Genomic DNA, 22161 nt, shown 5'->3' on the forward strand with positions numbered 1-22161 from the left:
TCCGCGGCGTCGGGGCACGCCTGCATGGGGGTGCATCGTCGGGTGCGATGCAGCAGTAATCGAGTTTAGCGGCCGCGCGAGGCGGCCGCCAAATGGACGTCCATGCGCACGCGCATGGACACGGCGGGGATCATCCGCCGGACCATCAACCGGCGCGGGCGGCCTGTGCAGCGCGGATCTGCGCATCCACGGCGGCCACCGCGGTCATGTTGACTACCCGCCGCGCGGTCGAGGCCGGCGTGAGGATGTGCGCGCTCTTGTCCACGCCCATCAGGATCGGACCGATCGCCACGCCGTCGGTCATCACCCGCACCATGTTGTAGGTGATGTTGGCAGCGTCGAGGTTCGGCATCACGAACAGGTTGGCGCGGCCGGTGAGGGTGGTGTGCGGGAACATCCGCCGGCGCAGCGTTTCGTCCCACGCGGTGTCGGCCTGCATCTCGCCGTCCACCTCGAGCTTCGGGTAGCGCTCCTTGAGGATCTGCCAGACCTTGCGCATCTTGGCCGCGCTGGCGTTGTCGTGACTGCCGTAATTGGAGTGCGACAGCAGCGCCACCTTCGGCTCGATGCCGAACAGCTTCAGGCGATAGCTCGCCTGCAGCGTGGCCTCGGCGATCTGCTCGGCGCTGGGGTCGACCTGCACGTGGGTGTCGACGAAGAACCAGGCGCCGCGGTCGTTGATCACGCCGGTCATCGCCGAGGTGCACTGCACGCCCGGGTCCAGGTCGAACACGCTGCGCAGGTAGCCGAGCTTCTTGTGGAAGCGGCCGACCAGCCCGCAGATCAGCGCATCGGCCTCGCCACGCTCGACCATCAGCGCGGCGATCAGGGTGGAGCGCGAGCGCAGCAGGTTCTTCGCTGCCGCCGGGGTCACGCCGCGGCGCTCGGTCAGCGCGTGGTACTGCTGCCAGTAATCGTTGAAGCGCGGGTCGTCGTTGATGTTGGTGAGATCGAAATCCACCCCCTCGCGCATGCGCAGGCCCAGGCGCTGGATGCGCGCCTGGATCACGTCGGGCCGGCCGATCAGGATCGGGTAGGCCATGCGCTCGTCGATCACCGTCTGCACCGCGCGCAGCACCACTTCTTCCTCGCCCTCGGCATAGGCCACGCGCTTGCGGTCCATCCTCGCGCGGTCGTACACCGGCTTCATCAGCAGGCTGGTGCGGTAGATGAACTGGCCGAGCTTTTCGCGGTAGGCATCCATGTCGGCGATCGGCCGCGTGGCGACGCCCGAATCCATCGCCGCCTGCGCCACCGCCGGCGCCAGCATCACCAGCAGGCGCGGGTCGAACGGGCGCGGGATGAGGTACTCCGCACCGAACGAAGGGACTTCCTCGCCGTAAGCGCCCGCGAGGTCGGAGGCCTCCATCCGGGCCAGCGCGGCGATCGCCCGCACGCAGGCCAGCTTCATCGCCTCGTTGATGCCGGTGGCGCCCACGTCCAGCGCGCCACGGAAGATGTACGGGAAGCACAGCGCGTTGTTGACCTGGTTCGGGTAGTCCGAGCGGCCAGTGGCGATGATGCAGTCCGGGCGCACCGCCTTGGCATCGGCCGGCGAGATCTCCGGGTTCGGGTTGGCCAGTGCCAGGATCACCGGCTTGTCGGCCATCGCCGCGACCATCTCCGGCTTGAGGATGCCGCCGGCCGACAGGCCCAGGAACACGTCGGCGCCGGCCACGATCTCGGCCAGCGTGCGCTTGTCGGTGGTGCGCGCGTAGCGCGCCTTGTCCGGGTCGAGCTGCTCGCGGCCGGTGTAGATCACGCCCTCGCGGTCGTAGGCGAGGATGTTCTCGGGCTTCAGGCCCAGCGCCACCAGCATGTCCAGGCAGGCGATGCCCGCCGCACCGGCGCCGGCAGTGGCCAGCTTGACGTCCTCGAGCTTCTTGCCCACCACTTCCAGCGCATTGAGCACGGCGGCACCGACGATGATCGCGGTGCCGTGCTGGTCGTCGTGGAACACCGGGATCTTCATCCGCTCGCGCAACTTTCGCTCGACGATGAAGCACTCCGGCGCCTTGATGTCCTCGAGGTTGATGCCGCCGAAGGTCGGCTCCATCGCCGCGATGATGTCGACCAGCTTGTCCGGATCGCGCTCGTTCAACTCGATGTCGAACACGTCGATGCCGGCGAACTTCTGGAACAGCACGCCCTTGCCTTCCATCACCGGCTTGCCTGCCAGTGGGCCGATGTCGCCCAGGCCGAGCACCGCGGTGCCGTTGGTGATCACCGCCACCAGATTGCCGCGTGCGGTGAGCTCGCTGGCCGCGTTGGGGTCCTCCACGATGGCCTCGCAGGCATACGCGACGCCGGGCGAGTAGGCCAGCGCCAGATCGCGCTGGGTAACCATCGGTTTGGTCGCGCTGACCTTGATTTTGCCGGGCGGGCAAAGCCGGTGGTATTCGAGCGCAGCCTGCTTGAGTTCCTCGGGGGGATTGGCCATGGGGCGGGTCGTGGGTCCGGAAGCGAAGAGCCCAGATGGTATCACCGCGCTCCCTCGCCCCCGGTGTGCGACGCCGCCCTGCGACAGCACCTCACAGTCCCAGCGAGAGCTCCTCGGCCTGTACCTCGCCCATGTGGATGCGGTTGGCGAACAGCGAGAACGCGAGCTTGCCGGCCAGCCCGTGCACGTGCTGCATCCACGGCGGCAGCCAGCGCGGGGGCAGGATAGCGCCGGAGGCGAAGTGCGGCTCCAGCGTGATCACGTCGTGCAGCGCCAGCTTGCCCGCGAACAGGTGCCGCAGCAGGTCCATGCGGCGCTGCTTGAGCGCCCAGCGGAAGAACGTGTGCACCGCCAGCAGCCCGGCCAGGTACACGTTGTCCTTGGCGAATGCGGCGCCGCCGGTCAGCGGCACCCCGCGGAACACGCGCTGGGTGGAGTGGAAACTGTCGCCCGGCGTCTGTCCACAATCGCGGAAAAAACGGTACACCTCGACGAAGTCCGCCCCGCGCAAGGCCATGTCGATGGCCAGGATGCGCAGGCTGATCCGCTTGAGCCGGGTGATGTCGATGGCGCCGGACATCAGCTCGGCGAACACCGCCAGCCCTTCCTGCGTGGCGGTGACGCGGGGCGAGGTACGCGCCAGCGAGGCCAGCAGTGGCTGACGGCGACCGTTCAGCGCGGTCAGCGAGTGCACCAGCGCCTCGTGCGCCAGCAGCTGGTGGCGGTCGTAGTCGCTGAAGGCGGTGTCGCCGCGCAGGCGTATGCGGGTGGCGCCGGCGGCGGCCTTGGCAGTGAGTTCGGGGTCCACCTCCACCACGATCACACCGGGGCCGAAGAACCCGTCCAGCGTCTGCGCCAGGTCCGCGCGCAGGGCCTCGGCGGGAATGTTCACGATGACGTCGTCATTGATGAGGTCGGCGCCCAGCTCGTCGGCCAGCTCGGCGAAATAGCGGGCCGCGTCGAGGTTGCTGCGCCCGCTGCCGGGAATGGCATCGCCAGGGTGGCCGTACAGCACGATCGACGGCGCGGTGACCCGCTCGGTCCCCACCGCCTCGAGCATCTCCGCGGCAATGCGCCAGGATTCGGCGCTGCGGCACAGGTATTCGCCCAGGGGATCGTCATGCCCCGCCTCGCGCTCGATCGCCGCCAGCTCGGCGCGCGCCGCGGACAGGTCCGGGGCGACGTAGCTAACCTGCGGCAGGCTGAAGCGGCCGGCGCTGTAGGCCTCGATCATCTGCCGCTCCAGCGACGCGGGCCACGCCACCGTCGGCAGGATGCGGATGGGCCGGACGGCGGCCAGCAGCCGCTGGTCGAGCACCCGGTAACGGCTCAAGTCCGCGTTTGGCGGGGCCTCCATCGCGTCAGCCACCGGGGCCGGATCGCGCGCCGCCGGAGCCGGCGGGCAGTGCGGGCGCGGCCGCAGGCATCCGCGGGTCAGTCGCGCTCGCGCTGGCCGCGATGGCCGTGCGGGCGATCGATCGGACGGCCGCCGCGCTGGCGCCGCAGTTTTGCTTCCAGCGTGGCGGCCTGGTCCTCGCGCTCGTCGCGCAGCTTGAGGTAGTTGCGCCACCGCTCCGGCTCGAGCTCGCCGCTGTCGAGCGCACGCTGAACCGCGCAGCCGGGCTCGCTGCCGTGACCGCAGTCGGCGAAGCGGCAGGTCTCAGCCAGCGCCTCGATGTCGGCGAACAGGTCGAGGTTCTCCTCACCGGTGAGCTTGAGCTCGCGCATGCCCGGCGTGTCGATCAGGCAACCGCCGGTGGGCAGCTGCAGCAGCGCGCGGAACGTGGTGGTGTGGCGCCCCCGGCTGTCGTGCGCGCGCACCTCGCCGGTGGCCAGCTTGTCGGTGCCCAGCAGGGTGTTGGTGAGGGTGGACTTGCCCGCGCCGGAGGAGCCCACCAGCACCGCGCTGTCGCCACGCTTGAGGTAGGGCGCGAGCACGGCGATGCTGTCGCGGTGCTTGCCGTTGATCGCGTGCACGGGAGTGGTCGCCGGCAAACGTTCGCGCAGTTGCGCCACGCGCTCGGCGGCGTCCGCGAGCAGGTCCAGCTTGCTCAGCAACACCACCGGCTGCGCGCCGGAATCCTCGATCAGCGAGAGATAACGCTCGATGCGCGCGGGATTGAAGTCACCATCGAGCCCGGTCAGCACCAGCACGTAATCGATGTTGGTGGCGATCACCTGGCGCTCGTACCGCTCGCCGGCGGCTGCGCGCGACAGGACCGTACGGCGCTCCTGCACGCGCTGGATATGCGGCGGCGCACCCGGCTCGAACTCGACGAAGTCACCCACGGCGGGGCGCTCGGACGGATCGAGCCCGCGCTTGAGGAAGTGCCCGGCCGGCTGCGCGCCGAACACCTGCTCGCCATCGTGCAACTCGTAGCCGGCACGGTGCTGGGCGACCACACGGGCCAGTCGCATGCCGCCCGGCGGCAGCACCTCGCCGCGCCAGCCGATCAGGCGCAGGCGTTCAATGATGGGAGCGTCGCTCATGATGGTCCGATTATGCCCTGCCCGGCGGGCGACCGACATCCGCCCCGAATTCGGCCGCGCAGCACGGCGCGTGCCGGTATCGACGCTGTTAGCATGCGCCCATGCCGGCGGCAAGCGCCGGTGCAACAAGGCATGAGGACTTGACGGCGTTGGCTTCGATCACACCCAGCACGCACCTGGCGAACGTGCGCTACGAAATCCGCGGTGCCCTGACCCGCCGCGCGCGCGAGATGGAAGCCGAAGGGCTGCCGATCATCAAGCTCAACATCGGCAATCCGGCCCGCTACGGTTTCGAGACGCCGCCCCACCTGCGCGCGGCCATCGCCGGCCATCTCACCGACAGCGAAGCCTACGGCCACGAGCAGGGGCTGGAAGAAGCGCGCGCCGCGATCGTGGCGCAGCAACGCGCGCGCGGCGCGCACCGGGTGAGCGAGGAGCGGGTGTTCATCGGCAACGGGGTCAGCGAACTGATCGACATCAGCCTGCGCGCGCTGCTGCAGCCGGGCGACGAGGTGTTGCTCCCGAGCCCGGACTATCCGCTGTGGAGCGCCGCCACCATCCTCAACAGCGGCACGCCGCGTTACTACCGCTGCCTGCCCGGCAACGATCACCTGCCCGACCCGGCGGAAGTGGAATCGCTGATCACCCCGCGCACGCGCGCACTGGTGCTGATCAACCCGAACAATCCCACCGGCGCAGTCTACCCGCGCGCGCTGCTGGAGCAGCTGGTGGCCATCGCCGCGCGCCATCGCCTGCTGCTGCTGTGTGACGAGATCTATGACGAAATCCTCTACGACGGTGCGGTGTTCCAGCCGTTGGCGGAAGTCGCCGGCGAGGTGCCGTGCCTCAGCTTCGGCGGATTGTCCAAGGTGCACCGCGCCTGCGGTTACCGGATCGGCTGGATGAGCCTGTCCGGCGACCCGGCGCGCACGGCCGATTACCGCGACGCGCTGCAGCTGCTGGCGGCGCTGCGCCTGTGCGCCAATGCCACCGCCCAGTGGGCGGTGGCGCCTGCGCTGCAGGGCGCACCGACGATCCACGCGCTGACCTCGCCGGGCGGCCGCCTGCACGAGGCGCGGCGGGCGGTCATCGACGGTGTGGCGGCCAGCGACTTCCTGGAGCTGGTCGCCCCTGCGGGCGCGTTGTATGCGTTCCCGTCCGTGCGCGCGGACCGCATCGCGCAGTTCGACGACGGCGACTTCGCGCTGCGCCTGCTGGAACGCGAGTCGGTGCTGGTGGTGCCCGGGGCGAGCTTCAACGTGGCCGGCAGCCGGCAGTTCCGGCTCACCCTGCTGCCGGAGCCGGCCGAGCTCAGCGAGGTGTTCGTTCGGATCGAGCGGGTGCTCGCCACCATGGCGGCCGAGCAGCCGGTGCGCGGCACCGCCGCGGCGATCGCCTGAGTCGCGCCGGCATGACGCAGGCGGTGGCTGGCTCGGGCGCGAGGCTGCGCTATCTGGCGCTGGGCGACTCCTACACGATCGGCGAGGGTGTCTTGCCGGACGAGCGCTGGCCGATGCAGCTGGCGCGCCAGTTGCGTGACGCCGGCGTGGCCGTGGCCGAGCCGCAGATCATCGCCACCACGGGCTGGACCACCGACGAACTGGCCGCGGCCATCGCCGCTGCCGCCCCCGCTCCGGCCGACCTGGTGACGCTGCTGATCGGCGTCAACAATCAATACCGCGGCCGTGACGCGGCGGAATACGGCGCGCACTTCGCCGCTCTGCTGGCCGGCGCGATCAGCCTGGCCGGCAACGCGGCCCGGGTGGTGGTGGTGTCGATCCCGGACTGGGGGGTGACCCGCTTTGCCCGCGAGCACGGGCACGACGCCGCCGTGATCGGCGCGGCGCTCGACCAGTTCAACCGCCTGGCGCAGGCCGAGACCGAGGCGCACGGCGCCCACTTCGTCGACATCACCGGCCTCTCGCGGGCGCATCCGCACGAGCTCGCTGCCGACGGCCTGCATCCGGACGGCCGCCAGTACGCCCGCTGGACTGCGCGCATTGCGCCGGTGGCGCACGCCGCGCTTTCCTGAGTCGCGCAACCGCACTGCAACCTCGGCGCCATCGCGCGGTGATCGATCGTGGCGACACTGGCGCCCCGGAACACCACCGGGAACCGACGCCATGGCCACCTTCCGCTGCCGCAGCGCCTTCATATCGGATGCGCACCTGGGCACGCCCGACTGCAAGGCGCGCTACCTGCTCGATTTCCTGCGCCAGCTGCGCTGCGAGCAGCTGTACCTGGTAGGCGACATCATCGACCTGGAGGCACTCGGCAAGCGGATGGGCTGGCACCCGGATCACGGCGCGGTGGTCGCCGAGGTGCTCGCCATGGCCCGACGCGGCGTCGCCGTGACCTATATCCCCGGCAACCACGATGCGGCGCTGCGCGGACTGTCCGGGCAGGACTTCGGCGGCGTGCGCATCGCGCTGGATGCCGTTCACGAGGGCGCCGACGGGCGCCGCTACCGGGTCAGCCACGGTGACGAATTCGACCCCGAACACGTCGGCCGCGGCTGGATGCTGCACCTGGGCGAGGCGATGCATCGCTTCATCTGCTGGAGCAACCGCCGCGTCAACGCATGGCGTCGGCGCATGGACATGCCGTACCTGCCGCTGTCGATCATCGTGAAGTCGCACGTGGGCAAGGCGCTGGCGTACATCCGCGCCTACGAGGAGCGGGTGGCTGCCGATGCCCGCGAGCGCGGGTTCGACGGCCACATCTGCGGCCATATCCACTTCGGCCAGGTCCGCGATATCGACGGCGTGCTCTACCTCAACGACGGCGACTGGGTGGAACATTGCACCGCGCTGGTGGAGGACCACACCGGCGCGATGGAGCTGATCCACTGGAGCGAGCAGCGCACGGCGCTGGGCCGCGCCAGTCGCGAGCTGGTGCTGCCCTCGCCCGCTACCGCGCTGGCCATGGCGCCGCTGGCGAGCCGCCGGCGTGATCTGGCCGCACTGCGTCCGGCAGCGTGATCAGTTGCGCATCAGCACGCCAGCGACCCGCGCCGACAGCCCGCGCGGCATCAACCGCGTGGCGTGCGCCATCACCGCGTTGGCCCAGCCGGTGATGATGCCGCTGCGCCCGCCGAGCATGGCGGCCACGCCCTGCCGCGCCACGGTCGACGCCTGCATGCGGGTGAGGCGCTGATACCAGGTGGGGCGCTGGCCGGCCACGGCGAAGAACTGCGTTGCGGTCACCCCGGGCGAGACCACCGTGCAGCGCACGCCGGTACCGCGAAGCTCCACGTCCAGCGCATGCGAAAGCTGCAGCACGTAGCTCTTCGCCGCCGCGTAGGCGGCGTAGGTGGGAGTCGGCTGGAATGCCCCGGTGGAGGCCACCTGCAGCACGCGGCCAAACCCGCGCGAGCGCATCGCCGGCACGAACAGCCGGGTGAGGTGGGTAAGCGCCACCACGTCGACCGCCAGCATGGCATCGAGCCGTTCCCACTCGGTGTCGGCAAACGGACCGAACACGCCGAAGCCGGCGTTGTTCACCAGCACGTCCACCGTCAGGCCATCGCGCTCCAGCTGCGCGGCGAACGCTTCGCGGGCCACGGCGTCGGCCAGATCCACGCAGCGCACGTGCACGGTGGCGCCGGCCGCGCGCAGCTCGCTGGCCAGCGCCTGCATCGGCGCCTCGCTGCGCGCCGCCAGGATCAGTACTGCGCCGCGCGCGGCCAGCTCGCGGGCGAACTCGATGCCCAGCCCGCTGGATGCACCGGTGACGAGCGCGGTGCGCCGCTCGAGGGAAACCGTCATGTCGAAGACCCCACGGCGCCCTGCATGCCACGCACCACCGTCGCCAGCAGGGCCTGCAGCTCGGGGGCGAAATCGATCAGGAAGCCGGCCAGCGCGGGGTCGGACCGAAGCGCCGCGTGCAGCGGTGCCGGCGGTGCGGCCATCTGCGCCAACCCCGGCACTATCGCCTGCAGCCACAGCAGCAGCCGCGTGCCACAGCCGGCAGGCAGGTCCAGCGTCCGCTCCAGTGCCCCGCCGCTGCGGGCGACCCGCTCGGCCAGCCGGCGTTTGAAGGCAAGCACCTCGTCCACCGGAACGTTGGTCTCAAGCACGGCATGCAGCACCGCCACCAGGCGCAGGAAGAGCGGTCGCGCCGCCAGTTCCCTGGCCGCCCAGACGGTCCATGCATCCGCCGCGGGGGGCGACGGCGCGCGGTATGCATCCAGCGCGTCGAACCAGTTCTCGTAGTGCTCGGCCAGCAGCGAGAGGAACAGCGCCTCGCGCGTGGGGAAATAAAGGTAGGTGGTGCCCTTGGCTACGCCCGCGGCCACCGCCACCGCGCTCATGGTGATCATCTCGTACGGCTGGCGCTCGAGCAGGCGCAGCGCGGCGGCGAGGATCTCGCGACGTCGCTGCGCCTTCATGTCCACGCTGACGGCGCGGCGGCGCGAGCCCGGCGCGGCGGGGGCTTTAGTGACCACGGGTCATTTATAAATGACCCATGGTCACTACGCAAGCAGGGCTTGCCATCAGGCGCCCGCGCTACCATGTAGCGCTCTTGTGTACTCCCATGGAAAAACCAGCATGTCCCTCGATCCGGCGACCCGCGAACGCATCCAGTCCCTGCTCAGCGCGCACCGCGTGGTGCTGTTCATGAAGGGCAACCGCCAGCAGCCCATGTGCGGCTTCTCGGCCGCGGCCACCAACACGCTCAACGAGCTGCTGGGCGACTACCACACCGTCAACGTGCTGGAAGACCCGGAGATTCGCGAGGGCATCAAGATCTACGGCGAGTGGCCCACCATCCCGCAGCTCTACGTCGAAGGCGAGCTGGTCGGCGGCTCGGACATCATTCGCCAGATGTACACCAGCGGCGAACTGCACACGCTGTTCGGCGCCGCGGCACCAGACCGCACGCCGCCGGAGATCACCATCACCGACAAGGCCGCGCAGATGATCCGCCAGGGCACGGCAGAGGCCCAGGGCGTGGCGATTCACCTGGAGATTGGTCCGGACCACAGCGCCGGCTTCCAGCTGGCCCCGGCGGGCGACCACGACATCATTGCGGTGTCCAACGGCCTGGAGATCCATTTCGACCCGGCCAGCGCGCGGCGCGCGAAGGGCATCGTGATCGACTGGGTGTCCACCGTTCAGGGCGAGGGATTGAGCCTCAAGTTCCCCGGCGCGCAGGAGATCAAGTCGCTGACCGTGCAGGAGCTGCAACAGCGCCTGGCGGCCGGCGACATCACCCTCGTCGACGTGCGCCCGGCCAGCGGCCGTGCGCAGGCCGCGCCGCTTGCGCAGGCGCGTGTGCTGGACGAGGAAGGTGATACCCTCGCCGCCCTGCCCAAGGACGCCCCCATCGCCTTCATCTGCCACCACGGCGTCTCCAGCCGCGCCGCTGCCGAGCGCTTCGCGGCCCACGGCTTCAGCCAGCTGTTCAACGTCGAAGGCGGCATGGACGCCTGGGCCGCGGAAATCGACCCCAGCGTTCCGCGCTACTGAGTCGCGTTGCGACGCGTGGTTCGATTCAGACAAACGGCGCCCTGGGGCGCCGTTTGTCTTGGCAGGTGCCAGCGTCGCTCAGGTAGACGCCGCAGGCAGCTCGCACGCTGCATTGAAATCACCGATCGCCTGGACAAGATCCGTCACCGCCGCCTGTTCCGCCGCGGTGAGATCGGGATTCCAGCTATCCAGGATCAGCACCACGCGGGTGGCCTCGCTGCGGTTCCAGGCCTCGTGCTCGAAGGTGTCGTCGAAAGTGACGCAGCTTCCTTCCCGCCACGCATGGACCTGCCCGCCCACGCGCAATGCGCAGTCGGCCGGCACGATCAGCGGCAGATGGGTGACCAGCCGTGTGTTGGTGACGCCACGGTGCGGCAGGATGTGCGTGCCCGGCCGCAGCACCGAGAACAGCGCCTCCGGCGCATGGCCGCGGATCCGCACCAGCGGCGCAGCATCGAGCAGGGCGCTGGTGCGGGGGCAAGCGGCGCAGTGCGCGTCATAACGCGCACCGTGGCGGTGGAAGAAGTAGGCATCCCAGGCGGCATCATGACCAGGCGACGCACCGAGCATCGACTGCGCCTGCGCCGGATCGTCCACGCCAAGAAAAGACTCCAGCGGCTGCTCGCCCGCAAGCACTGCCAGCAGCTCTTCACGCACCCCTGCTGCGCCGGCCTCCAGCGCCTCGTGCCACGGAAAACGCTGGCGCGGATAGAACGGCTGGCTGGGCACCTCGGGGAAATACAGGAACAGCGGACGCTGCCTCGGATCGATCGCCGGCATCGCCTCAAGCCCCAGATGGATCGCCAATGCGCGGTCCACACGTCGCAACTCCGAACGTCCGTAACGCTCGCGCAGTGGCTCCAGCGCCACGTCGAACAGCCGCTTGCGCCCCACGTTGGCGTAGTTCATCGCGTACTTCACCGGCTCGCGCAGCGCCGGTGCCGTAGTGGCGTCACTGAGCCAGCGGCCCTGCTCCTGGGCACTGCGCACCGCCATGAAGAAGGCCCGCAGCGCCTCGTCTGGCCGCCCGAGCTGCTCCAGCGCGATGCCCAATCGGAGCCGAGCGAGGAACATCCGCGGCGCCAGCGCCAGGGCACGGTGCAAATGCGCAGCCGCGGCCTCGAAATCGCCGACGGCGAGCTGCGCACAACCGAGCTGGTGGGCCACCCCCGCATGCGAAGGATGAGCCCGCTCCGCGCGGCTGAGCAGCATCATGGCCTGCGGCGCATTGCGGCGGGTCAGTTCACGGTCGGCCAGGAAAAGCAATGCATCGGCGTCGTCAGCCACCAGCTCGAGCAGCGCCCGATAGCTCGCCTCCGCGGCTGCGAACAGGCCTTCCTTCAGCTGCATGCGTGCGGCTTCTCGCAGAGATGCCGGATCGCGGGAGAGAGAGGAATTCATCAAAGCTGCTCCGAGGGCCGTGCCATGGCCCGCGCGTGCGGCGCAGCGGATCATGGATGAGCGGGCATAATAGCCACCCCGCTGGAAATGCACCCTCGTCAACACGCCACGGAGCCCGGATGCCGGCACGATTGGACGGCCTCACCCCCGACCTCGTCAGCACCGCGTCTGCAGTGGGCTCGGCACTGGACGCCGGCCGGCTCGACGCAGCGCTCGCAGGCATTGCGACACTGCTTGAGCGATGCCCTGATCATCCGGAGGTGCAGCGCCTGCACGCCGGCATCCTTGGCATGCAGGGGCGCCACGCAGAGGCGGTTGCCGCCATGCGGCTCGCGCTTGCACAGCGCCCGCAGGATCCCGCCTACCTCAACACGCTGGCGACCCTGCTCGGCCAGGCCGGCGACTACGACGGCGCCATCGAGGCGCTGCAAACCGCGTGCAGCCTGCAGCCGGAGATGGCACTGGCCTGGTACAACCTCGGCGTCATGCTGACCCGTAGCGTGCGAAACGATGAAGCGGAAGCGGCACTTCGCAAGGCCGTGCAGCACGATCGGGACGCCAGCGACGCGCGAGCCCTGCTGGCCGACCTGCTGCGCATGCGCGGCGAGTCGGCGCAGGCCGCTGCCGAATATCGCCGCGTACTCGTCGACCGTCCGTGGAGCGGCATGGCCTGGTGGGGTTTGGCCGATCTCAAGACCACTCGCATGGCCGCATCCGACGTGGACGCGATGCAGACAGCACAGCGCGAACCGCGTGCCTCGGACGATGACCGCATCGCCATCGGCTTCGCACTGGCCCGCGCGCTGGACGACCTGGGCCGACCGGCCGAGTCGTTGCAGGCCCTCGCGACGGCCAACGCGATCGCCCGCCGCCGCCAGCCGTGGCATGGCGCGGCCTACTCCGCGGCAATCACCGCGCTTGCCGCCGCATTCGATCCGCCGCCGGCCGGCGCTGACGATCGCACTCTCGGGCAGGAGCTGATCTTCATCGTCGGCATGCCCCGCTCGGGCTCGACGCTGGTCGAGCAGATCCTGGCATCGCATCCACTGGTGGAAGGTACGGGCGAACTGCCCGACCTGCCGCAGGTGCTGGCCGAAGAGTCACGCCGGCGCGGACAACCATTCCCACGCTGGGTACCGCAGATGCAGCCGGCTGACTGGGCTCGACTGGGCCGGCGTTATCTCGAACGCACGGCCCGCTGGCGCCGGCACCGACCGCGCTCGACCGACAAGCTGCCGAGCAACTGGATCTACGCCGACGCGATCCGCGCGATGCTGCCGGGCGCGCACGTGGTCGGCTGCCGGCGGGATGCGCTGGAAACATGCTTCTCGTGCTACCGACAGCGACTGGACAACAACGAGTACACCCGCGACTTCGACGATCTTGCCCGGTTCTGGCACGACTGCGACCGCAGTCTTGAGCGGCTGGTGCAGCGCTACCCCCAGGCCGTGACCGTACACGAGTACGAGGCGCTGCTGGCGTCACCGCAGGCGCGCATCCGCGCCCTGCTGGCATTCTGCGACCTGCCCTTCGATGAGGCCTGCCTGCGCTTCCACGAGACCCGGCGTGCCGTGCGCTCGCCCAGCGCCGACCAGGTCCGCCAGCCGCTGCGCCAGGACACAGTCCACAGCCAGCGCTATGGCGCCTTGCTCGATCCCCTTCGCCGTGCGCTGGACCTGCCACCGTGGTCGGCATGCGGCGCGGCAGAGTGCACGAGGCATGACTGAACCCGGCGCGATCGCCGATGCACAGCGCGCCCTGCAGCGGGCGCAGACACAGCTGCTGCAGGGCAATCTGGCACATGCCGCGGCGACGCTGGACGACGCGATGGCGGCACATCCGCAGTCCGACGAACTTGCACTGGCGCGGGCCGGAGTCGCCGCCCGCCTCGGCGACAGCGCCGAGGCGGCGTTCCGGCTTCGGCGCGTGCTCGACCACAGCCCGGGCCACGTGCCGGCCGCACTGATGCTGGCGCGCAGCTTGCGCGAGGCCGGACAGATGCGGTCGGCTGGGGAGATCCTGCTCGGCGCCTGCCGTACTGGCCGCCCCACCATGGGACAGCGCATCGACGCGGTCGAGTTGCTCGACGACTGCGGCCGCCAGGCCGATGCACTGGAACTGTGCCTTGATGTCTTCGCCGCGGGCGGAGATGACCCCCGGCTGCGAGCGCATGCCGGTGCACTGGCTGCCCAACTCGGCCGGTTCGAGGAGGCCCGCCAGCATCAGCAGGCGGCGCTGGCCGGCACGTCGCTTGCGCTGGAGTGGCACGTGCCGCTGGGGCTGGCCGGCCTGCAGCGCTACTGCGACCCCGAGCACCCGGACATCGCACTGTTCGAGCGCCTGCTGACGCAGGGCGGGCTCAGCGCACATGCCCGCAGCGGGTTGCTGTTCGCACTGGGAAAGGCCCGAGACGACCTCGGAGAGCATGCGCGAGCGGCCGCCGCATGGGCCGACGCCAACCGCCTGGTGCACGAGCGCCATCCATGGAATCGCAAACAGTGGCGGCGCAGCGTGGAGATGCGCCTGACCCGGCCGGAGCCGCCGGCGCTGCACTCGGATCCCCGTCCATGGACACCGGTGTTCATTGTCGGCATGCCGCGCTCCGGCAGCACTCTGCTGGCCGAGCAACTGGCGCGGCATGCCCTGGTGCGGCACCGGGGCGAGTTGCCGTGGCTGCCGACCCTGGCTGCCCGGCTGGCAAGCGTGACGTCGGTACACGAGCGCTCAGCGCAGATGGAGGCGATCGCACGCTCCTATGAAGCGCAGCTGGTGCAGGACGACGCTGCGGCACGCTGGTATATCGACAAACAGCCGCACAACTACCTGCACGTGGACCTGATCCTCGCCCTGTTCCCGCAGGCGCGGATCATCCACTGCCGCCGCGACCCGCGCGATACCGCCCTCTCGCTGTGGATGCAGTCGTTCCACCCGGGGACACAGGACTTCGCCTTCGACTTCGCCGACATCGCCTGCGCCATCCAGGGCTCGCGCCGACTGATGGCGCACTGGCAACGGCGTTATCCGCTTGCGGTTCGCGAGGTGCGCTACGAGGAACTGGTGGACGATACCGCCGGCTGTATCGAGTCGATAGCCCAGTGGTTGCGACTGCCCACCGACGGCGCGGGCGGGGCCGTGGACGAGGCGCCGCGCGCCATCAGCACCGCGAGTCTCTGGCAGGTTCGTCAGCCGGTGCATCGACGTTCGGTTCAGCGCTGGCGCAACTACGCGCAGCTGGTACCCGAACTGGCGCGGCTGCCGACCGACTGAGGATCAGTCCGCGGCAGGATCGCCCGCTTCGCTCGCCGAGTAACCCCAGTGACGAAGCATCGGCTCCAGAACCGGCAGTGCCGGAGCCAGCAGGTCCCGGTAGCGCCTCCAGCGATCGAGCCCCCTGCGATTCACCGGCTGGGTCACCTGGGCGTAACTCGGCGTGGCAATGAAGCCCTTGTCGCGCGCGTGCCGGTCGAACTGCAACAGTGGCGCGGCGTCTTCCAGCCCGAGAAAGTCGGCGATGCGCCGTGTCTGCGTCGCCGGGTCCGCCACCAGGTCTTCATAGCGCGAGACGAACACGTTGGGCTGGAACAGCGCCACGTCGTGAAGCCAGCATTCCATCGCGGTGACGTAGGCGGTCGCCAGCTTCTCGGGCGAAGCGCACGCCACGGCCAGCACCGCGGCGCGGAAGTTCTGCATGTAGTTGCTGATCAACACGTCGCAAGGGTGCCGCAGCGCGAGGATGAACTTCGCTTCCGGGAACATCCGGTAAATCAACGGCAGCCACAGCATGTTGAGCGGATTCTTGTCCACCAGCTGCGCACTCCAGCGCCGCTGGATCTTCGAGCACACTAGGCTCACGTAGCCTTTGCGCAACTCGTCGCACGCGTGCTGGTCGAGCTTGTGCAGGTCTTGTGGAACGACGATGCCGTAGTCGGCCAGCTGATCGGAGAGGATCGTGAAGAACGGCCGCTCGTCCATCGATTGCAATGCCGGATGGGCGTCGAGCATCAGTTCGAGCAGGGTCGTGCCAGAGCGGGGAAAGCCGACGATGAAGACGGGAGAGTGCGCGCTGTCTGGCGACTGGAGCTTTGGCCAGCGTGCGAACGCCGCGGCATCGATCCGCTCCACTGCCGCTGGCAACACGGGTGCACCCGGATCGAACCGACGCGGCGCGTTGAGCTTCAGCTCGTCGATCTGGCGCGCGTGGGCTTCACGCAGCGCATCGATCGCACCAGCGTAGTCGCGCAGCTTGTCGCAGGCCTCGGCCAGCGTGAAGAAGTGCGCATAGTCATCGGGCGTGCGTGGACCGGCCTGCTGCAGAAGAGTACGCGCAAGATCGCTCTCTCCCCGCCGCAACGCCAGCTTGGCTCGCTGATGCGTGATCTCCAGCCGCGCCTCCGCATCAAGAGCGGCATGATCTCGCTCCACCTGGTCGAGCAGGCGCGCACTGCCGTCGAGATCGTTGACGCGCTCGTACACGGCCGCCAGCAACAGCCGGGCCGGCAGGTGCTCCGGCGATCGCACCAGCAATTCTTCCAGCAGCACGCGAGCGATGTTCGCTTCGCCCAGCACCAGCTGCAGGTCCGCCAGCTCCAGCTGCAGCGCATCGTCGAGGGTGGTCCACTCGCGCCATGGCCTCAGCAGCTCCTCGGCGCGCGAGTCGCGGCACGCCGAGCAGGCCCGGGCTGCATGGATGCGCATCGCCGGTGAGGCCGGATCGCGCACATGGGCCCGCAGGAAGGTGTCCCGCGCGGCCTGGAATTGCTTGCGCTCAAGCTGCAGGAGGCCGAGATTGGCCAGCTGCTCGATGTTGTCAGGCGCCAGTTCGATCGCACGCACGTAAGCGGCTTCCGCCGCCTGCGGCTGCCCGGCTTCACGCAGCGCCGTGGCGTAGTTGCCCCAGTGCAACGATTCCGAAGGGTGATCTGCAGCGAGCGCGGCATAAAGATCCAGCGCTTCTTCCGCGCGCCCCTGCCGTTGCACTGAAAGGGCAAGGAAGAGGCGCAGATCCGGGTGGCCGGGGCTCTCGGTCAAAGCCAGCCTGGCCAGTCGCTCTGCCTCGGCAGGATGACCCGCTTGCAGCGCGCTGAGAATATCGTTGATCACGTCGGATAAGGTCCAAAGAAAAGGCCGCGCGGGTTGCCCCGCGCGGCCGGTCAGCTTCAGCTACTCAGTGCAGCGCAGTCAATCAGAACGACACGGTCACGCGAGCCCAGTAGTAGCGGCCCTGCAGATCGAAGTCGCTCGGATCGGTGTTGGCATTGAGCGTGTTGTTGGCGTAGAGGAACGGCGGCTGCTTGTCGAACAGGTTGTTCACGCCCAGATCAACGCGGGTGTTGAGCGGCTCGTAGTTGTAGCCGACCGACACGTCGTTGTAGATCGTGGCGCCGTACTTGAACTGCACGCCCGGCAGACCCTGCACCGGATTCGTGTCCTGCGACGGGCTGAGCGAGCCGTTGCGGAACGCGCCGATGTAGCGCATGCGCCAGGAGGCACTCCAGTCGCCCATGTTCCAGTTCACGAAGCTGTTGCCGCGCCAGCGCGGGAACAGGCACACGCCGCCACCGCTGGGGCAAGTCGACGCCTGACTGGAACCGAACGGCTGGAAATGGCCGGCATCGTGGAACGTGGTGTTGGCATCGGTGCCGGGTGCCGTCTGCTGGTCGTAACGCGACAGGTAGGTGGCGTCCAGACCGACCACGAAGTTGCCGAAGGAGAACTCCGGCAGCTTGTAGCGGGCCGAGAAGTCCACGCCTGACACGTCGGTGCGGCCCAGGTTGCCGGTCGGCTCGACGATCTGCGCGATCTCGCCCGGGTTGGCGCTGCCGGTCGGGAAGCGACTGATCAGCGGGCAGTACTGGGTGGCGCCGTTGTAGCAGAGGTCCAGCACGGTCTGCGCACCGATAGCGGAGATCGTGTCATTCAGGTACAGGTGCCAGAAGTCGGCGCTGAGCGAGAGGCCCTGCACGTAGTTCGGCGAGTAGACGAAGCCCACGTCGAACGACTTGCCCTGCTCCGGCCCCAGCGGGAAGCCAGCGTACTGCGAACCGGACGTCACGCCCTTGATCTGCTGCCCCAGCGCAACGTTCTTGTCCTGGAAGCTGCCGTCGGTGGGTACGCCCACGCAGGCGGGATTACCGGCAGTGGTGATGCCATCGCACGGATCGCTGCTGAGCTTCGGCGCATCGCTGATCGGGGCGCCGTAGACGTCACCGATGGTCGGCGCGCGGAACACTTCGGACACCGTGCCGCGCAGCAGCAGGTCGGTGATCGGGCGATACTCCACCGCGAACTTGGTGTTGTTGGTGCTGCCGAAGGTGCTGTACTTCGAGTAGCGATCACCGATGGTGATGTTCAGCGCCTGGGCAAACGGCATGTCCGACAGCACCGGAACGAACACCTCGGCGTAGGCTTCCTTCACGTTGTAGCCGCCACGCAGCGGCGACGAGCACTGGCTGCCCAGGGTGCAGTTGCCCGTGGCCGGATCGATCAGCAGGAGCGGGTCGATTTCCGAGCGGGTGTACTCCTTGCGGTACGACAGGCCACCAGCGATCTGGACCGTGCCGGCCGGCAGATCGAACAAGCCGCCGTTGACGTCAGCGGAGTAGGTCCGCTCGATGTTGAACTGGTTGCTGATCGCAGGCACGGCCACCGCCTGCAGAGCGGCCACCGAGTTGGGATCGAACAAGTTGAACGGATTGAACGGCGTGCAACCGCTGATCACGTCGCCCGGGGTGCCGCACTTCACGGTGCCATCGGTATCGAGGAACGACGGCCCGAGCGCGGCGTTGATCTTGTCCTGGTTCGGCAGGCCGCGCGTGATCGTCTGCTGCGAGAAATGGCCATAACCCATGCCCACGTCCCAGTTCCAGTCGTGGTCGAGAAGGGTGAAATCACCCTTGAAGCCGGTGTGGATCTGGTCCGTCGTGGTGCCGAAGTTGGCTGCACGGTTGCCGGCCGACACGAGGCGTGCACGGTAGTCCAGTCCAGCCGAGGAATATTCCTCGCCGAACGGGTTGTAGTAGCTGTCCGCCGAGATCACCGCACCATACAGGCTGCCCAGCAGCGCCGGCGCAAGCTGGAAGCCCGAGCTGGTCTTATTGTGGTAGGCGTCCATGTAGGCCTGAACGTGCTCGCCCAGGTCATAGGTGCCCTTCAACCACAGGCTGGTTCGCTCCTGCGGGGTCTGGATCAGGTTGACCGTGGCGTAGTTGTACTTGTCGGCGTTGGTGAAGCAGTGGTAATCGGTGGCGATGTTCTGGCCGCTCGCGCCGGGGTTGAGCGCCACGTTGGTGCAGCCGTACTGCGCCTGGTACTGCGTCGGCAGCTGGATGTTGCCGTAGGCGGGGAAGCTGGAGCCGCCGATGTAGCTGTAGATCGGGGTCTGGCTGCTGCCGTAGATGGAGACCGAGTTCTTGGAGAAGTCGCGGTTCTTGGCGAGCACGGCCTCGGTCTTGTTGTAGTCGACGCCGCCCATGATGCTGCCCTTGTCGGACGTCTGGCCGAACGTGAAGGTGTAGCCCTTCGAGCGTCCGTCGGCGTGACTGGACTGGCCGTAGTTCACGGTGAACTGCGCGCCCTGGTAGTCCTTCTTAAGAATGAAGTTGACTACGCCACCAATTGCATCGGAGCCATACACCGAGGATGCGCCGTCGGTCAGCACTTCGATGCGCTCGATCATGTCGGCCGGAATCGAGTTCGGGTCGGTATTGATGATGCGCTTGCCGTCGATCAGGACCAGCGTGCGCTGGCTGCCCAGACCACGCAGGCCGATGCTGCTGCCACCGGTGCCGCCGGCGTTGTTGACCTGCGGGTTGACGTTGCCGCCAGTCACCGCAGGCAGTTGCTGAACGATGTCGCCCAGCGTCAGCTTGCCGGTCGCCTTGATCTGCGCGGCATCAATGGTCACGACCGGGTTGGAGGTCTCCAGGTCGACACGACGGATGTGCGAGCCCGTGACCGTGATGGTCTGCAGGGTGGTCGCATCTTTCTGGTCCGCCGACTGCGGCTGTGCCGCGTCCTGGGCGAAAGCCGGCATGGCAAAGCCGGCGGCGAGCACGGCGCCAACGGTCAGCGACGTCCGCACAGCGGCGGTCATCTTGTTGATAGGGGTATTCATTGGACCCTCCCGGGGAATCGAGAAAACAGCAGGTACTGTGGGGTGTTGCGTAAGAACGTATGTTTTTTGCTACCTGTTACCGCGGCTCTTTATCACGCTTTTCTTACATCCGGTCAATCGCGAGGGAACTTTTTCGGCGAGGAGGACTCGCCCCGGGACGATGGCTATTCGAGCTCCTCCTCGAAACGCAGGTGCTTCACACTGCGGCCGTGTCGACGGACCAGCTTGAGCGCCTCGATGCCGATGCGGATATGCCGCTCGACGAACTGGCCCGTGACCTGGCGGTCGCTGGCCTCGGTCTTCACGCCCTCGGGGATCATCGGCTGGTCCGATACCAGCAGCAGCGCGCCGCAGGGGATCTTGTTGGCGAAGCCGGCCGCGAAGATCGTCGCCGTCTCCATGTCCACCGCCATGCAGCGGGTCCGGCGCAGGTAATCCTTGAATGCTTCGTCGTGCTCCCACACGCGACGATTGGTGGTGTACACGGTGCCGGTCCAGTAGTCGTAGCCCAGATCGCGGATCATCGTCGACACGCTGCGCTGAAGCTGGAACGCCGGCAGCGCCGGCACCTCCGGCAGCAGGTAATCATTGGATGTGCCCTCGCCGCGAATCGCCGCGATCGGCAGCACCAGGTCACCGATCGCGTTCTTTTTCTTGAGGCCGCCACACTTGCCCAGGAACAGCGCCGCCTTCGGTCCGATCGCGCTGAGCAGGTCCATCACGGTGGCGGCGTTGGGGCTACCCATGCCGAAGTTGATCAGGGTGATGCCGTCGGCCGTGGCATTGGGCATGGGGCGATCACGGCCCCGCACGTCGACTCCGTGCCACTGCGCGAACAGCTCCACGTAGTGACCGAAGTTGGTCAGCAGGATGTGCTCGCCGAATTCCTCCAGCGGAGTGCCGGTATATCGCGGCAGCCAGTTGGAAACGATCTCTTGCTTGTCTTTCATGGGACCCCTTGAGGTCGGCGCAGCCGAGCGGCTGCGCGTTACCGACGACGCCACGTCGGCACGATGCCAGTTGAGTGAGCGCATTCTAGAAGCGGCCCGCGCGACGCCGCCAGCGACCCCACGGCCGTCACCCGCATCCGGCCCAGGCCCCGGATCGTAAGTGCAGGTGTGCGGCTATTCGGCGACCACTCGGCTGGCCCCGTAGCGACAACGGTTCAAGCCCGCCAGGGCGGATGCCGATAAGCCCTTGACGGCCCGGATTGCGGGCCACTTCACAGCACGAAGGCGCGTGGTATGTTTTGCGCGCCTTCCGGAGGGGTGACAGTTATGCGCATGGGCCTGGCCATCGATGCTTCCTGCGATCTTCCGCAGGCATTTCTCGAGGAACACGATATCGCGGTGATGCCGATCGCGGTTCGCATCGACAAGGACACATTCAAGGACAACCGCGACCCTGCCGAGATCAAGCGCTTCTTCGACCTCAAGATGGGTAGCCGCAGCCATTCCGCTTCCACCGAACCATGCTCGGTGGAGGACGTGCAGAAACTGTTCCTGGGCAAGCTGGTGCTGGAGAAGGATTGCGTCTTCTGTCTCACCATCACCGCCACGCGCAGCCCGATCAACGATCATGTGATCAAGGCCAGCTTCGCGGTGCTCAAGCACTACCGCGAGGTGCGCGACCAGACCACCATGCCCGGCCCCTTCCTGATGCGGGTGATCGATACCCGCACCTTGTTCGCCGGCGCCGCGCCAGCGATCATCGAGGCGACCCGGCTGTTCAAGAGTGGCGAGACGCCCGCCGCGATACGCGAGCGACTCACCTACATCGCCAACAATTCCTACGGCTACATGCTGCCGCGCGACCTGTTCTACCTGCGCGCGCGGGCCAAGACCAAGGGCGACCGCAGTGTCGGCCTGTTCAGCGCGGTGATGGGCTCGGCGCTGGACATCAAGCCCCTGCTGCGCGGTTACCGCGGCGAAACCAGCCCGGTGGGTAAGGTGCGCGGATTCGAGCACGGGGTCGAGATGCTGTTCGACTACGTGGTCAAGCGCGTCCATGCCGGGTTGCTGGTTCCGGCCGTCTGCCTGAGCTACGGCGGCGATCTGGACGATGTGCCCAAGCTGCCGGGCTACGAGACGCTGCGCGCCGCCTGCGAGGAGTGCAAGGTGGAGTTGATGGTGGCACCGATGAGCATTACGGGCATGGTCAATGTAGGCGAGGGCGCACTGGTGGTGGGCTTTGCCGCCGAAGAACACGTGGCGGAGTTCTGATCAGCCCCGAAAGGCCGTAGCATC

The 22161-nt window shown here is 68.2% G+C and carries 16 protein-coding genes; 7 read left to right on the plus strand and 9 right to left on the minus strand.

What is annotated here, in order from left to right:
- Positions 1–145: 145 nt before the first annotated feature.
- The 3 genes from VFG40_RS06530 to rsgA all read right to left on the minus strand — a co-directional run bounded on the left by VFG40_RS06530 (position 146) and on the right by rsgA (position 4930).
- Positions 146–2440 (minus strand): NADP-dependent malic enzyme, encoded by a 2295-nt coding sequence (locus tag VFG40_RS06530; protein WP_324896135.1) that lies wholly within the window; start codon positions 2438–2440, stop codon positions 146–148.
- Positions 2441–2531: 91 nt separating this feature from the next.
- Entirely contained in the window at positions 2532–3797 is a 1266-nt protein-coding gene (locus VFG40_RS06535) for a peptidase MATCAP family protein (protein WP_324896137.1), read from the minus strand.
- 77 nt (positions 3798–3874) lie between these two features.
- The gene (gene rsgA, locus VFG40_RS06540) at positions 3875–4930 is read right to left on the minus strand and encodes a ribosome small subunit-dependent GTPase A (protein ID WP_324896139.1); all 1056 of its coding nucleotides are present in this window, start codon (positions 4928–4930) and stop codon (positions 3875–3877) included.
- Between the two features lie 149 nt (positions 4931–5079).
- On the opposite strand from rsgA, the gene VFG40_RS06545 reads away from it, so the two are divergent.
- The 3 genes from VFG40_RS06545 to VFG40_RS06555 all read left to right on the plus strand — a co-directional run bounded on the left by VFG40_RS06545 (position 5080) and on the right by VFG40_RS06555 (position 7911).
- Positions 5080–6330, plus strand: a complete 1251-nt coding sequence (locus VFG40_RS06545; RefSeq protein ID WP_324896141.1) for an aminotransferase class I/II-fold pyridoxal phosphate-dependent enzyme — start codon at positions 5080–5082, stop codon at positions 6328–6330.
- Positions 6331–6341: 11 nt separating this feature from the next.
- Complete coding sequence (locus VFG40_RS06550) at positions 6342–6962, plus strand: SGNH/GDSL hydrolase family protein (RefSeq protein WP_324896143.1); 621 nt, start codon at positions 6342–6344, stop codon at positions 6960–6962.
- A gap of 91 nt (positions 6963–7053) precedes the next feature.
- On the plus strand, positions 7054–7911 hold the full coding sequence (locus tag VFG40_RS06555) for a UDP-2,3-diacylglucosamine diphosphatase (protein ID WP_324896145.1): 858 nt from the start codon (positions 7054–7056) through the stop codon (positions 7909–7911).
- On the opposite strand, the gene VFG40_RS06560 is transcribed toward VFG40_RS06555, so the two are convergent.
- Complete coding sequence (locus VFG40_RS06560; protein ID WP_324896147.1) at positions 7912–8697, minus strand: SDR family NAD(P)-dependent oxidoreductase; 786 nt, start codon at positions 8695–8697, stop codon at positions 7912–7914.
- Positions 8694–9377: a TetR/AcrR family transcriptional regulator gene (locus VFG40_RS06565; RefSeq protein ID WP_324896149.1), complete on the minus strand. Its 684-nt coding sequence runs from the start codon at positions 9375–9377 to the stop codon at positions 8694–8696. Before VFG40_RS06565 ends, VFG40_RS06560 begins: the two co-directional genes overlap by 4 nt.
- 103 nt (positions 9378–9480) lie before the next feature.
- On the opposite strand from VFG40_RS06565, the gene grxD reads away from it, so the two are divergent.
- A complete protein-coding gene (gene grxD, locus VFG40_RS06570; protein ID WP_324896151.1) occupies positions 9481–10401 on the plus strand; it encodes a Grx4 family monothiol glutaredoxin in 921 nt (306 codons plus the stop codon).
- Between the two features lie 78 nt (positions 10402–10479).
- On the opposite strand, the gene VFG40_RS06575 is transcribed toward grxD, so the two are convergent.
- Entirely contained in the window at positions 10480–11751 is a 1272-nt protein-coding gene (locus VFG40_RS06575) for an aspartyl/asparaginyl beta-hydroxylase domain-containing protein (RefSeq protein WP_324896153.1), read from the minus strand.
- A gap of 170 nt (positions 11752–11921) precedes the next feature.
- On the opposite strand from VFG40_RS06575, the gene VFG40_RS06580 reads away from it, so the two are divergent.
- Both VFG40_RS06580 and VFG40_RS06585 read left to right on the plus strand, forming a co-directional pair.
- A complete protein-coding gene (locus VFG40_RS06580; RefSeq protein WP_324896155.1) occupies positions 11922–13529 on the plus strand; it encodes a tetratricopeptide repeat-containing sulfotransferase family protein in 1608 nt (535 codons plus the stop codon).
- Entirely contained in the window at positions 13522–15069 is a 1548-nt protein-coding gene (locus VFG40_RS06585) for a tetratricopeptide repeat-containing sulfotransferase family protein (RefSeq protein WP_324896157.1), read from the plus strand. Before VFG40_RS06580 ends, VFG40_RS06585 begins: the two co-directional genes overlap by 8 nt.
- A 3-nt stretch (positions 15070–15072) precedes the next feature.
- Here VFG40_RS06585 and VFG40_RS06590 read toward each other — a convergent pair whose 3' ends face one another.
- The 3 genes from VFG40_RS06590 to VFG40_RS06600 all read right to left on the minus strand — a co-directional run bounded on the left by VFG40_RS06590 (position 15073) and on the right by VFG40_RS06600 (position 20865).
- Entirely contained in the window at positions 15073–16902 is a 1830-nt protein-coding gene (locus VFG40_RS06590; RefSeq protein WP_324896159.1) for a sulfotransferase, read from the minus strand.
- An 82-nt stretch (positions 16903–16984) separates the two neighbouring features.
- A complete protein-coding gene (locus tag VFG40_RS06595) occupies positions 16985–19915 on the minus strand; it encodes a TonB-dependent receptor plug domain-containing protein (protein ID WP_324896161.1) in 2931 nt (976 codons plus the stop codon).
- Between the two features lie 164 nt (positions 19916–20079).
- A complete protein-coding gene (locus tag VFG40_RS06600; RefSeq protein WP_324896164.1) occupies positions 20080–20865 on the minus strand; it encodes an AMP nucleosidase in 786 nt (261 codons plus the stop codon).
- 327 nt (positions 20866–21192) lie between these two features.
- Between VFG40_RS06600 and VFG40_RS06605 the strand changes: the two genes are divergently transcribed.
- Positions 21193–22137, plus strand: a complete 945-nt coding sequence (locus VFG40_RS06605; protein ID WP_324896166.1) for a DegV family protein — start codon at positions 21193–21195, stop codon at positions 22135–22137.
- Positions 22138–22161: the final 24 nt, after the last annotated feature.

The organism is Dyella sp. (assembly GCF_035685805.1).
Lineage (GTDB): Bacteria > Pseudomonadota > Gammaproteobacteria > Xanthomonadales > Rhodanobacteraceae > Dyella_A.

What these genes read in the sequence shown, in the direction of transcription:
- VFG40_RS06530 (WP_324896135.1), bottom strand. Translation starts at nt 2,440, where the DNA reads ATGGCCAATCCCCCCGAGGAACTCAAGCAGGCTGCGCTCGAATACCAC.
- VFG40_RS06535 (WP_324896137.1), bottom strand. Translation starts at nt 3,797, where the DNA reads ATGGAGGCCCCGCCAAACGCGGACTTGAGCCGTTACCGGGTGCTCGAC.
- rsgA (WP_324896139.1), bottom strand. Translation starts at nt 4,930, where the DNA reads ATGAGCGACGCTCCCATCATTGAACGCCTGCGCCTGATCGGCTGGCGC.
- VFG40_RS06550 (WP_324896143.1), top strand. Translation starts at nt 6,342, where the DNA reads ATGACGCAGGCGGTGGCTGGCTCGGGCGCGAGGCTGCGCTATCTGGCG.
- VFG40_RS06555 (WP_324896145.1), top strand. Translation starts at nt 7,054, where the DNA reads ATGGCCACCTTCCGCTGCCGCAGCGCCTTCATATCGGATGCGCACCTG.
- VFG40_RS06560 (WP_324896147.1), bottom strand. Translation starts at nt 8,697, where the DNA reads ATGACGGTTTCCCTCGAGCGGCGCACCGCGCTCGTCACCGGTGCATCC.
- grxD (WP_324896151.1), top strand. Translation starts at nt 9,481, where the DNA reads ATGTCCCTCGATCCGGCGACCCGCGAACGCATCCAGTCCCTGCTCAGC.
- VFG40_RS06575 (WP_324896153.1), bottom strand. Translation starts at nt 11,751, where the DNA reads ATGCAGCTGAAGGAAGGCCTGTTCGCAGCCGCGGAGGCGAGCTATCGG.
- VFG40_RS06580 (WP_324896155.1), top strand. Translation starts at nt 11,922, where the DNA reads ATGCCGGCACGATTGGACGGCCTCACCCCCGACCTCGTCAGCACCGCG.
- VFG40_RS06585 (WP_324896157.1), top strand. Translation starts at nt 13,522, where the DNA reads ATGACTGAACCCGGCGCGATCGCCGATGCACAGCGCGCCCTGCAGCGG.
- VFG40_RS06595 (WP_324896161.1), bottom strand. Translation starts at nt 19,915, where the DNA reads ATGAATACCCCTATCAACAAGATGACCGCCGCTGTGCGGACGTCGCTG.
- VFG40_RS06600 (WP_324896164.1), bottom strand. Translation starts at nt 20,865, where the DNA reads ATGAAAGACAAGCAAGAGATCGTTTCCAACTGGCTGCCGCGATATACC.
- VFG40_RS06605 (WP_324896166.1), top strand. Translation starts at nt 21,193, where the DNA reads ATGCGCATGGGCCTGGCCATCGATGCTTCCTGCGATCTTCCGCAGGCA.